Genomic DNA, 13,319 nt, shown 5'->3' with positions numbered 1-13,319 from the left:
ACGGTATTGAGAGCATCGTCACCCTCTGCGTAAGCAGGGGGTCTCGTAAGCATATGACTGCAAGGTGAAGTTTAGAGCAAAGATTTGTTACTTTAGACCTTCCGCTTTTGCGGAAGGCGACGGTATTGAGAAGTCCGCCTCCCTCTGCGCAAGCAAAGCAGCTGTCTCTTGATGAGATAGGATCAAGAGACAGGCTTTTACTGGGGACAAGTTTTACGGGATAACGTTCGTTTAGCGAAATAAAAGGCATAGACATGCCTTTTATTTCGAGCTCACGTTACTTAAGCCACTCGGTTAATAAAGACTCCATTTTTTTTCGTGCATCCTTCAGAGAATCAGAATCCATTGAAGAGGGGCTGTGTAAATCATTGCAATGAGCCGCTCCTTGAATTAATTGATAAGTCAGTCTTGGATTAGTCGCGTTACCATTTTTTTCTGCTAGCGATAAAGTAGACCAAGGATCGTTTTCCCCATTAGTGAAATAAACATTGGAAGCTAATATATCCATTAAAGGAAAATAAAAAGTATGATTAAGCTCCATCGTATGGGCAGGTTCAGTTAATCCGAACAGTCGTTGACATACGTTATAGTGATAATCCAAATTAATCAATGAAGAACGAGTAGAAAGAGTAGGGTTTGGATGAGCATTTTGCCAATATCCATATTCTTTACAGGATTGATAGTACCATTGACGCATCCCTAAACCATTTTGATAATCCTGTGGATTTTCACTCATAGCACCTTGAGCGGTCATTTCTACAGCCGTAGTGCCAAAATCTTTATAAAGTTTTTTCGCAAAGTATGCGTAACCTTCAAGTGGTGTTGGATGTTCAGAAAGACTCGAGCAGAAAGCATCGCGCATCCCATATTGTACTGCTGCGGCGCCGGTATCTGCAATTAAATATAAAAAGTCAACGGGATCCTCGACTGCTACGGCATCAAAAAGCGATTTTATTTGGGCAAATTTTACTGTATCTTCTAAGCTTGCCTCTATTTGACGGACCACTTCGCGCATTTGATTTGCGCATTGCAAGCCAGCAACTTGAGTAACATGAGCATCGTATTCAATGAAATTTTCCTTAGCCATGACAGGGGCTGAAGATGCTAATGCGCCTACAACTAAATAAGGGAACTTCAAACGATAATATGCGGATAAAGAACCGGGATAAGAACCCCCGAAAGCAACCCATTTTCCATTCCAATTTTTTTCATTTTTTAAATGGCGTTGGAAATAAGCCAAATCATCCAGTGCTGCTTCTGTAGTTAAATAGTGTAATTCTTTGGTTGAGAGTGATTTAAAGGGCAGACTTTCACCATAATAACGATGTTCTAGGGCAACCAATTTGGCATGAAATTTTTGGGCATAATTTCTAATCGCGCCATTTAGTGCACGTTTACTGCATGCGGATTCACCACAAATATAAAAAAATACGGGTGAATCATCTTTTGGTCCGTAGGTTTCATCAATATAGTAACGTTGAGAAAAAGTACCCATATCAGGATTGTTATGATCGACCAACTGTTTAAAATAAGCAAGTTGAATGCTTCTTTCAGCGACTAGTGGTGCTTTCTCTTCTTGCATCTTTTGCAAGTAACGCTCCACTATTCCTGCATGCGTCAGGGAAAAAGTAGAGCAAAGGCCTAAGAAGAGTAGGGTGTTTTTTTTAGTAAACATCATAATGCATCATCCTTAATAGTTATAAACTGCTTCAATTACTGGGGTGTTATTTATCATCAGCTGAGGCTACAGACTTGCAAAAAGTACTGGAAAAATGCCGATCAAACAAGATCTCGCTGCAACATAAATTATTTTTATAAGGCATTGTATTACTATCTTGTTTTTTAAGGCTTTTTGTTAATGATTTGTTGTGTTTTAATAATATCACCAATATATTAGTAACTTCATGCTTTAAACTGTCTATGGATGGATTATGACTAAAAATATTTTTTTAACCACTTCTATTTTAGCGATACTTCATTTTGGAAGTGGGCAAACCTACGCTGGAACAAATATATGGGGTCTGGGAAATGTTCCTCAGGTAAATAGTAAGTCCTCTGCGCCCTATACAGTTTATGTTGGATCTTATGTGAATAAGACGAATGCACTGAAAGCACAATCCAAGCTTCAAGCAAAAGGATATAATGCTCAGATCAAAAGAAAAAAAAATTTATATGTGGTGTACGTTGGTCCATTCAACACACTTCAAGAAGTGCATCAATTAGCTGCGAGTACACCTAATCACCCACAAGCTACACGTATTAAAAATACAAAATTTAACTCCATAGATACATCTTCTCCTAAGACCGCGTACCCAAATAAGAAGCAGATTGAGCAAATCTCTCAGTCAAATCAATATGACTTTAAAGACAGAACTAAAAAGAAGATTAAGTGTAAAGATTGTCAGCTTGAACGCGATCATTGGTTTGTTCAATTACAAGGGGGGATTGTTTTTCCTTTAAATGAGAATAACATCTTAGTCGATAATGGATCTAATTTTCCATCCCCAGCAAATGTAGATGCTTATTCTGTGAAACAGTCTAATCAAGGCACTATTGCATTAACCGTTGGTGATCGAATCACTACTCATTCATCATTCATCAATCATTATACTTTAAGTGGGCGTTTGCAGTATGTATTTCCAACGGACGTAGGTAATACCATTATGCAGTATAGTCTACCCGAATTTCTTAATTACAATTATGATTGGAAACTATCTACGCTTGCATTGACCGCAGATACTAAATTGAATTTATTTCATTTTTCAACATTTTCACCCTATGTAAATGGTGGATTGGGCGTTTCTTTTAATGAGGCTCGATCGTTTAACGAAACAGCCCTTCCAGGAGTCACTGCCCGAATCAGCCCTGCATATTCCGATCATACGTTAACCCAATTTACCTACCATGTTGGAGCTGGTATAGATTTCTCATTCATACCGAATTGGTTATTATCAGCAGGATATGAGTTTGAATCATTCGGTGATTTCTCATCAGGAAAAGGCCAGTCTACATGGTCTGGAGAATCCTTACGATTGGGTTCTTATCAAGCAAATACTCTTTTATTTGGTGTAACTTATCTTATTAATTAATATTCTTCTACATATATGTGTTAATGAACCTACACGGATTGATAGTCGGGAGACCTAATGAGAGGAGTGTTCAAATCAGGAGTTTAAAAAATAAGCAGAGGTGTTTGCTAATGTTACGTATTTATTGGGAGGAAGGGTAACTCCACCCAATGTAAAAATCTTTAACCAATATATTAATGCATTACAGGGACAAAAAATGAAAAGAAATTGTGTTGTGTTAGGACTAATTTTATTTAGTGCCACTTTTACAGCTCTTGCGTCTGATCCTGTTTCCTGGAGTCTGTCACCCAGTGGTTTTGCTGAAACCCCTGTTGGACAATCGTCCTCTGTTACCTATACCTTGACAAGTCATTTATCTGATGTTGCTACCATCGTAACCAAGAGTCGCTATACTGGTAGAGGTATCACTGTTCAAGATAATTGCAACAAGGTGAGACTAAGTCCCTCGGGCACATGTACGATTATTTATACATATACTCCAGCCAATAGCCCCCAAACAGCAACAGTACGACTCACCTATGGTTACAATCATAACCGTATTCGTTTACCCAAGCTTGTTGCTAGCACAGGAAGTCTCAGCGGATCTGTCACTGCGAATCCTTCCACTGTCACAATCACACCAACACTAAATTCGACGATCGTTGCTACATACACTAACAACAGTTCACGACCTATTACTGGTTATGCAGGGAATAGTGGTGGAACGGCTCTATTTAGTATATCGCCCTCTAGCGCGGCCAATATAACCCTTACCTCCAATGGTTGCGGCACCTCAGCAGCTCCCCGTACCTTGCAGCCGACACAGAGTTGCCAGGTACAAGGTACTTTAACTCCGCAACAGATTAACACGGCGACTGTTTCCGGTTTATTTACATTTGTCGCAAACGGTCAACCAGGGAAGAGTACCCCCTCAACTACGGTACAAATCACCCAAGGTGGGGAAGCTAATGTCACTGGAGTTATCACCGGATTGCCCTCTAGTCTTACGCTAACTCCGTTGGAAAGCGCAACAATCACCGCTACTTACACAAATACTGGAAGTGTGCCTATTACAGGGAATGCTGGTGATAACACGGGAGCAAATATTTTTAGCCTTTCTTCTACTGGAGGTGAAGGCACAGTTGGCACACTAACAAATTTGTGTGGTACACCTGCTAGTCCCATTACCTTACAGCCGACTCACAGCTGTACCGTACAAGCACAAATTACACCTACAAAGGTTGGCCCTTTAACGGTGACAGGATTATTTACTTATAATTCTACCTCAACTGCCCAACCCACAGCATCGACAACTGTGACTCAAGGTACTCCCGGTTCGTGTACAGTGAGGGGAGTCGCGCAACTTCCTTTGCCAGTGACGTCTTATCAGTTTGAAAACAACATGATTAAGTTTGTATTTACCAATAATTGCACGCCAGCCGAAGGCAGCGCAACGCTTGGTTCCGTTGATATTGCTGTCACAGGCGCTACTGCAACGGTGACCCAACCAAAACAATACGATACCTGCTCAGGAGCAACGATACCAGCACAGGGTTCCTGCTCCGTATTAGTTTCTGTCATCCCCACTACTACGACATCAAATATGATGGTTACTGCATCAGTAATGGCAGGAGGCGTTACCTCGAGTGCCAAAACTTCTGCACCTGTAAACGCTAATACTAACGCCCATACGGTACATTTTATTAATCAATGTTCCTTTAATGTCTGGTATGGGATCTCCAATGCGGCGGGAGGAGTCGGAAGTGTCGATCCCACCCCGGGAAGCCAAACTCCTGGTGGTGCTCCATCGTCGTCCTATTATCTTCCTGCACAAATTAATGAACAGCCCCCAAGTACAATTGATTTAGCAGTAACTCAATATGTTAATGGAGCATTATGGCCTAGAACTAATTGTGCGTCTGATGGTACTAACTTTACTTGTGGCACTGGATCCTGCAATACTCTCTCGTCCAACTCTGGAACCTGCGTTTCCGTAGGCTCTTTTAATCAACCACAAGCCCCTTATACCAAGTTGGAATTTACTATAGAAAATTCTACCAATGCCGATGGAGTGTATGATGTGTCTATCATTGGTGGTTTGAATGTCCCTGTGGAAGTGAAAGGGTTGCTAGCAAGTACACCATCATCTCCTTTTTCTTGCACCAGTGTTGGTGCGGTAATTCAACCAGATGGTTATGGACTTGGTAATTGTTCTTGGGATTTTAATCCAAGTTCTGTTGGGTTGAATAACAATGATTTTTACTTTGTGACCACCGGTTCTAATAATGACTGTAACTCTCCTGTTGGAGGAGAGCTTTGTGGGATGGCTTTTGGCACCTATCCTAACAATGCCCCTATTAACAGAACCAATGGTTCCTTTTTAGGTTATTGGTCATTAAATGTGTATCAAGGATTTCCATCTGCTGGCCAATGGGGCAGCACAAATTACAATCTATACAACAACTATGAGATGGGGAAATCAATGAGTCTGATTTCCTCACAAAATTACGGAACTGTTAGTGGCTCAGCCACAAACTTTGGTGACATGTTGATTTGTAAGCCAACCAGCAACAATTCACTTCTGACCTGTTATAACAATCCACAGAGTACCTGTTGCGGTTGTGTAACCTGGAACGACACGGCTAACACTCAAGCATGTACCAGTCCAAATTCGGATTGGACGAATACACAGAACACTCCGGTTACTGCCCTCAATGCAGTAAAATGGTTGCACGAAGGTTGCCCGACTGCTTATGCTTATACGTTTGACGATAAATCTGCTGGAGCGACTACCTGTAATGCAACAAATACCTACACCAGTTATCAAGTTACTTTTTGCCCTGGTGGCCAATCTGCGTTACCAGCTGGTGCAACCGAGGGTCGGTAGATTGAAGAGCCATCGTGAATGAGGATGCAAAATTTCATCCGGCATAAAAGGTTAACCCCATTCTTTAAGAGCAGTTTTCAGCAATGACAACTGCTCTTAAAAAGAACTCTACTTAACTAATTTCGACTTGTTAGTTGTTTATTAATATGCCATTATGTCATCATTGTAAATTTATTAGACTGTTTTATGTTGAAAAAAATTATAGGGATTACATTTGTTTTGATGTCATATGATGCATGTGCCGTTAAAGAGTTAGATTTGTACAAGACACCATTAAGCAGTTTAAATCAATTTTTTCTCAAACATCCAATAACAAAAGTGGCATATAAGGCTGGATCATCAATAGAGAAGCAAAATACATTACAGCAAATAAGCCGAACCCAAGAACATGCACAAATCATTACGCGTTATCAACAAATGTATCAAGGAATCCCAGTGATTGGTGCACAAATCATGATCGAAAATGCACAGGTAAATGGGCATTTGCTTGATGACATCCATTTGAATACCCAGCCCGCACTTAATCCTCAGCAAGCAATTGATATCGCAAAAAAATCTTGGTTTAGTTTTAATATACAAATGCCTACGGGCGAAGAGCTCAGTGAATTACAAATTAGGACAGCGCCAAATAATGAACTCAAGTTAGTATATCAGGTTTCATTTAAGACGATACAAAATGATAACAAACCTGCTTGGCCATTTTTTATCGTAGACGCACAAAGTGGTGAAATCACAAAGCAATGGAATAATATAAAAAATTATATGGATTCTGGGCCAGGCGGTAACGAAAAAGTACATGAATATTGGTACGGCAAAGATGGACTCCCTTTTTTGGAAGTGAAGCAAGATGGCAGTCAATGTATTATGGATACAGCAAAGGTAAAGCTGGTGAATCTTGCTTCGGCTTGGGATTGGAGTGATCTTATAGCGACTCCTTTTCAATATTTATGCAATAATAATACAGAAGAAAACATCAATGGTGCCTATTCGCCATCCAATGATGCTTATTATTTTGGACATATCATTGTGGATATGTATCGAGATTGGTATGGTGTTAATGCATTACAGAATGCTGATGGAACGCCAATGCAACTCGTCATGCGTGTTCATTTTGGCCAGAATTATGATAATGCTTTTTGGGATGGACAATTTATGTCTTTCGGTGATGGGCGAGATTTCTATCCTTTAGTTTCTCTTGACGTAGCCGGCCATGAAGTAACGCATGGTTTTACCGAGCAGCATTCAGGTTTAGAATATCATGATCAATCTGGAGCTCTTAATGAATCTTTATCTGACATGGCTGGCCAAGCAGCGCGCGCTTATCTATTAGAAAAATTTCCTCAGCTTTATAATAAACTTTATTTGCAAGCAGATGCTGTAACCTGGGGTATCGGTGAGACCATCGTTAGAGATTCATTTGGTAAAGCCTTGCGGTTTATGGACTTCCCATCTTCAGATGGTAGCTCCGCTGATTGTTTGGATAAAAAATTAGCACAAAGTCATGGTGCTTATTGCGCGATTAGTTATCCGGAATTGCTTGCTTTTGCGAAATCACGTATTGCAAATCCTCAAGAAAGACAAAACTTTATTGTTCATACGGCAAGTGGCGTATTTAATAAGGCATTTTATCTATTATCTAAGGATATTGGTATTAAAAGAGCTTATGAGGTTATGATAACGGCGAATAGTAAATATTGGACACCTACTACAAATTTTGTTAATGGCGCTTGTGGCGTACTTTATGCTGCAAAAGATTTGGATGTGGATCGAGAAAGGGTCAAAACTGTTTTTGGTCAGGTAGGTGTGAATATCATCAGTTGTAAGATCTAAGTAAACTAAAGAATATTCCGTATAAATGCGATGCATTTTACGGTATTTTTCTCGGTCTACGTCCCTCGACTAGTTAGCGGCCCCAGTATATGAGCTTGTTTCATCATGCCATTGTACCGCGGACAAGCCGTGTTTTCCTTAAGTCAAGGGCAGTGAGGCTGAGTTTATCTTCAGTATCATTTTATTTATGAGCGAATTAGGTGCTTGCTTCGGTTTTTTTGCCTTTGACCAATTCATAGAGTTTGTTTTTTGGTCTATATGTTGTTTGCCGAACACTATAATTGGTATATAATTACCAGATTTTAATTTGTATTTGATCTTATCTTATCTAAGTTGGGAGCCGGATGGTTATTTTTTTTATCACGTTTAGCATACTTTTATTAAGTTTGCTTTGCGGAGCCGTGATGCTTTTAAAGCTTATTCGACAACCTTCCGAGCCTTTATCAATATATCAATATTTAAAATTAGGTGTAAGTGGTATTGTTGCGTTTGTGGCAGATACCTTAGGTATTGGTAGTTTTGCTGTCAATGTTGCATTGGCGAAAATCATGGGCACTTTCCGTGATGATGAAATGCCCGCAGTAAATAATGGAGCTCAAGTCATTCCAGGAGCTATCGAGTCCTTATTTTTTATGAGCCTAATCGATGTAGATTTAACAACTCTTTTAACATTAATCGCTGGAACTTGTGTTGGTGGTTTAGTGGGCGGTATTGTAGTGAGTCATCTAAGTAAACAGGCAATCCGTTTGACAATGGTTTGTTGTTTTGCAGTAATTATCATGCTCTTAATCTCCCATAAGTTTCGTTTATTACCTGTGTGCGGTGAGTTAACGGAACTCCATTCATGGAAATTAATTGTCGGCTTTGGGGCAATGGTTGTCTGTGGGGCTCTTACATCGGTGGGAATAGGATTATTTGTTTTGGTGCAATGTGTTTTATTTTTAATGAATATTTCACCAGTAGTAGCTTTTCCAATTATGACTACTGCTGGAGCTATGCAACAACCGTTAACTACTTTAGTATTTTTGAAACATGATAAGATTCCCTTAAAAAAAACCATGATTTTAAGCTTTTCAGGCTGTATTGGCGTCTTTATTACTATTTCTATTTTTATGCAATTAACTATTGCTTGGTTGCAAGACCTTTTATTATTCATCTTGATCTATAACTTTTTAGCAGTGGGGCATACGTATTTACGCTCTCGTTCACGCAAAGAGCTCGCACAAATGCCAGCCCCTATTTCGTTCGTAGCGGCTGAATAGTGCCTATATTTTGAGCGTCATTTGGTGTCATGCGAAGTATATAGTATGATTATGTAAATTTTAGATAAAAAACAAATACTATGGATGAACCTGTTAGTAAATCACAGAGAAAACGAGAAGCCGATTTTTTACAAAAAATGGGTGTAAAGTTTATTGATTTGAGTGTCCCTAAACTGGATTTACTTCCTCTTCCTGAAAATCTCTATAAAGCAATTATTGATGCAAAGTCCATAAAAAGCCATGGAGCTAAAAGAAGGCAAGCGCAGTTAATTGGTAAATTGATGCGTGCCGCTGATTATGAAGAAATCCTGTCTACTTATGAGCGTATGCTTGAAGAGGATAGTGCTGTAACGGCATCATTTCATGAGGTTGAGCATTGGCGTGATCGTTTAATCAATGAAGGCAAAGAGGCATTAACTGAATTTATTGAAGCTTATCATCCTGAGGATGTTCAGCACTTAAGACAGCTTATTAAAAAAGCAGTGGATGAACAACAAAAAGAAAAGAATTTAGGTGCTGGGAAGGCGCTTTTTCGCTATTTGAGGACATCTATAGCATGAAATACTCTTTATTCATAAGCTGTCCAAAAGGACTTGAATATTTATTAGAGGAAGAATTAAAAACTTTAGGCTTATCGGTTACTCGTGTAAGTCCACAAGGAGTTTATGGTGAAGCCACTTTACTGACTGTATATAAATTATGTCTTTGGTCCAGAATAGCAAACAGAGTGCAACTGATTCTTTTTAGTGGATATGCAGGAAATGAGCAGTCTTTGCACCAGCTGTGTACTCAATTTCATTGGCAGACGGTATTTTCGCAAGATAAGACCATAGCCATTGAATTTCATGGTACATCAGAACATATACGTAATACAATGTTTGGGGCGCAAGTAGTCAAAGATGGGATAGTGGATCATTTTCGACGACTTAATCGCTCACGCCCATCTGTAGATAAAGAAAAACCACAAATTCTTATTCATGCTCACTTAAAAAATGATGTAATTACTGTAAGTTTTGATTTAACTGGATATAGTTTGCATCAAAGGGGGTATCGTAGTAAGGCTGGTACTGCTCCTTTGAAAGAGAATATTGCCGCGGCGCTACTTATGCGAGTCAAATGGCCAGAGTTAGCGGCTAAAGGGTACACATTGCATGATCCTTTTTGTGGTTCTGGAACTTTAGTGATTGAGGCGGCAATGATGGCAGCACATATTGCTCCGGGTTTATTGCGTCAGGATCAATCCTTACAATATTGGGTACAACATCAATCTTCATTATGGGAAAAATTACGTGTAGATGCGCTGCAACAAGTTAAAATTTTGCCCACAACGTTAATGGGTACGGATGTCGATCATAAAATGATTGCTGCGGCACGTACGAATGCGGAACGTGCTGGAGTCGCTCCATTGGTACATTTTAAAGCACAAACGTTGAAGGAGATTGGTCCTACGGCGAAAATGGGTATCGTCGTATGCAATCCACCTTACGGGGAGCGATTAGGCGATGTGTCCCATCTTGTCCCTTTATACCAGCAGTTTGGTAAAATATTACATGAACGCTATCAAGGATGGCAGGCTGCAGTATTGACGTCTACTCCTATGTTGGCAAAGGCTTTAGGATTACGTGCTCATAAGCAATATACTCTCTATAATGGTGCCTTAGAATGTAAACTTTATTATCTGAATATAAATGTTGCTAATGAGCTTAAAGGAGCTATGAGCAATGTTGTTTCTGAACATGCACAAATGCTTTTAAATCGTCTTGAAAAGAATTATCGCCATTTACAAAAGTGGGCTAAAAAAAATAATATTTCTTGTTATCGAGTCTATGATGCTGATCTGCCAGAGTATGCCTATGCCATCGATGTTTATAATGATTATGTGGTATTACAAGAATATGCAGCTCCTGCCAGTGTGTCTCTATCTAAAGCAGAAAAACGCAGCTTGGACGTCATGCAGGTTGTTCCCAAAGCGTTAGGATTGACTCCTGAAAAATTGGTAGTCAAACAGCGTAAACAGCAAAAGGGGAGTGCACAATATCAAAAACTAAATCATAGTCGAAAAACCATGGTTGTTACTGAGGGACAAGCTAAGTTATTGGTTAATTTATATGATTACTTAGATACGGGTTTATTTTTAGACCATAGGTTACTCCGCTTAAATTTCGCTAAATTGAAACCCGGAACCCGTTTTCTGAATTGCTTTTGTTATACAGCAAGTGCTAGTGTCCATGCGGCTTTGGCAGGAGCTTTAACAACTAATGTGGATCTGTCTCATACTTATTTACGTTGGGCTGAGGAAAATTTTAAGTTAAATCATCTGGACTTATCGAAGCATCAGTTTGTGCAATTTGATTGTCGTGAGTGGATGAGGGTTACTCGAGAGCGTTTTGATGTAATCTTTTTAGATCCACCCAGTTTTTCAAATTCAAAGCGAATGATAGATACTTTAGATATTCAAAGAGATCATGTTTCATTGGTGAATGCAGCAATGCGGTTGTTAAATCCTGATGGTGTTTTGTATTTTTCAACCAATTTACGTCAATTTAAATTAGATCCCACGCTTAAGGAAAAATACTCAATACAGGATATTAGTGCCCAAACTATTGATCAAGATTTTAAACGAAATCAAAAAATTCATCACTGTTTTAAAATTATGAAGCCTCAATTTGCGTGAACAGAGAGTTCAAAACTACTAAAATACAATGAAATCATTTATCATTCTAGGACAGGCCATAAATGCGCTGTAAAATGGATCATGAACTTCTTGTTAAAATCTAAGGTAAAAAAGGCGCGCCTTATTTGCCTGAAGTCGTTTACTTATAGTGATGAAATAGCGCTTTTTGTTACCTTTGCTCCTCAGGGTGTAATCAAACCCCATGTTCAACATTATCTCCGTTCTTTAAAAAAACAAAAAATAGCCATCATTTTAATTGTTGCTGCGAATCAATCGAATATCGACATTAACGCTGATATTATCCAAGAAACTAATGGGGTATTTGTTCGACAAAACTCTGGTTTTGATTTTGCAGCTTGGGCTCATATTTTTTATGAATACCCACAACTTTATAATGCAAAAACACTTTATTTGTTGAATGACAGCATCATTGGTCCAACAAATAATGACTTGTTTAAAAAACTGATCGAGCAAATTCGTCAGTCATCAGCTGATTTTATTGGATTGACTGACAATTTTAACGAGTATCGTTCCCCACGACATTTTCAAAGCTACTTTTTAGTGCTGAAAACACAAGCACTATCCTCGCAAATTTTTCAAAAATTTGTTCGTAACATAGTACCTTACAAAAACAAGGACAAAGCAATTGCAAATTATGAAACTCAGCTTACCTGTTGCTTAGAAAAAGAGGGCTTGCGTTGTGAAGTATTGTTTCCTTCAAGAACCATGTATGATCCAACTTTATTCCATTGGCGAACATTATTAGATGATGGGTTCCCCTTTTTAAAGGTTTCGGTTATCCATGATCGATTTCCATTAACAGTAGATAATCGAGGGTGGCAACTTCAAGTAATGAAATATGGCTATGATCTTTCTCTTGTGCCTAATTTTCATAGGTTCAAAAATTCTCGATTGCATGATGATCGTTTTAACGGTGAATCTTCTATTGCTATACATCAAATTTTTTATAAAAAGAAACAACAATATTTCTTGGAAGAACAATTTATTCCTTATGATAATTCAGATTCACTTGCACCGATACTTTGTGAATATGGCGTATTTAAAAAGATTTTCGATGCATCTCTTCATAAACAATATGGCCTTGTAGGGGCTGTATCCTGGAAGTTTAAAAGAAAAACGGGATTAAGCGGCGAGCGGTTTTTTGATTTTATCAAAAGTAATCCTGGGTATGATGTTTATTTTGTTAATCCTTTTCCACAAGAAGCTATTCATCATAGTGTGTGGAAGCAAGGAGATCTTCATCATGCTAAAATCACTGAATTAACGCAAAATATCTTAATTCAACTCAAATACAATATTGATCTGTTCTCCATTCAAAATGATGTAAATAACACGGCTTACTGTAATTATTGGGTAGGAAATGAATCATTTTGGGCGAAATATATGGCATTCACTTTGCCAATTTACTATTACATTTTATATGAAAGCCCTCTTTATTTAAGAAATATAATATTAAAAAAACGTGCTGACGAAAGGATAAACGCTCCTTATTTTCCGTTTATCTTTGAACGTCTATTTTCAACACTATTAGTTGTTGATCCATCCATAAAGTTCATCAAGATGTAATATATAGCACC

Annotated in this window: 8 protein-coding genes; 7 read left to right on the top strand and 1 reads right to left on the bottom strand. The window is 38.6% G+C overall.

The features are described from left to right. Positions 1 to 277: 277 nt before the first annotated feature. Positions 278 to 1,678 (bottom strand): S28 family serine protease, encoded by a 1,401-nt coding sequence (locus Lgra_RS05970; protein WP_172468382.1) that lies wholly within the window; start codon positions 1,676 to 1,678, stop codon positions 278 to 280. A gap of 253 nt (positions 1,679 to 1,931) precedes the next feature. Here Lgra_RS05970 and Lgra_RS05965 point away from each other — a divergent pair, with 253 nt between their 5' ends. The 7 genes from Lgra_RS05965 to Lgra_RS05935 all read left to right on the top strand — a co-directional run bounded on the left by Lgra_RS05965 (position 1,932) and on the right by Lgra_RS05935 (position 13,308). Further along, a complete protein-coding gene (locus Lgra_RS05965) occupies positions 1,932 to 3,089 on the top strand; it encodes an SPOR domain-containing protein (RefSeq protein WP_083502863.1) in 1,158 nt (385 codons plus the stop codon). 196 nt (positions 3,090 to 3,285) lie between these two features. Then, complete coding sequence (locus tag Lgra_RS05960; RefSeq protein WP_131743533.1) at positions 3,286 to 5,955, top strand: thaumatin family protein; 2,670 nt, start codon at positions 3,286 to 3,288, stop codon at positions 5,953 to 5,955. Positions 5,956 to 6,141: 186 nt separating this feature from the next. Beyond that, on the top strand, positions 6,142 to 7,785 hold the full coding sequence (locus Lgra_RS05955) for a M4 family metallopeptidase (protein WP_058498353.1): 1,644 nt from the start codon (positions 6,142 to 6,144) through the stop codon (positions 7,783 to 7,785). 344 nt (positions 7,786 to 8,129) lie between these two features. After that, entirely contained in the window at positions 8,130 to 9,047 is a 918-nt protein-coding gene (locus Lgra_RS05950) for a TSUP family transporter (protein ID WP_058498352.1), read from the top strand. Positions 9,048 to 9,127: 80 nt separating this feature from the next. After that, entirely contained in the window at positions 9,128 to 9,607 is a 480-nt protein-coding gene (gene yjgA, locus Lgra_RS05945) for a ribosome biogenesis factor YjgA (RefSeq protein ID WP_058498351.1), read from the top strand. Further along, positions 9,604 to 11,721, top strand: a complete 2,118-nt coding sequence (gene rlmKL, locus Lgra_RS05940) for a bifunctional 23S rRNA (guanine(2069)-N(7))-methyltransferase RlmK/23S rRNA (guanine(2445)-N(2))-methyltransferase RlmL (RefSeq protein ID WP_058498350.1) — start codon at positions 9,604 to 9,606, stop codon at positions 11,719 to 11,721. Before yjgA ends, rlmKL begins: the two co-directional genes overlap by 4 nt. Positions 11,722 to 11,802: 81 nt before the next feature. After that, a complete protein-coding gene (locus Lgra_RS05935; protein WP_083502862.1) occupies positions 11,803 to 13,308 on the top strand; it encodes a rhamnan synthesis F family protein in 1,506 nt (501 codons plus the stop codon). Positions 13,309 to 13,319 lie beyond the last annotated feature (11 nt).

The sequence above is a fragment of the Legionella gratiana genome, from assembly GCF_001467695.1.
GTDB lineage: Bacteria > Pseudomonadota > Gammaproteobacteria > Legionellales > Legionellaceae > Legionella > Legionella gratiana.
Note: the sequence above shows the minus strand (reverse complement) of the source record. Positions and strands in the feature narration are given on the sequence as shown.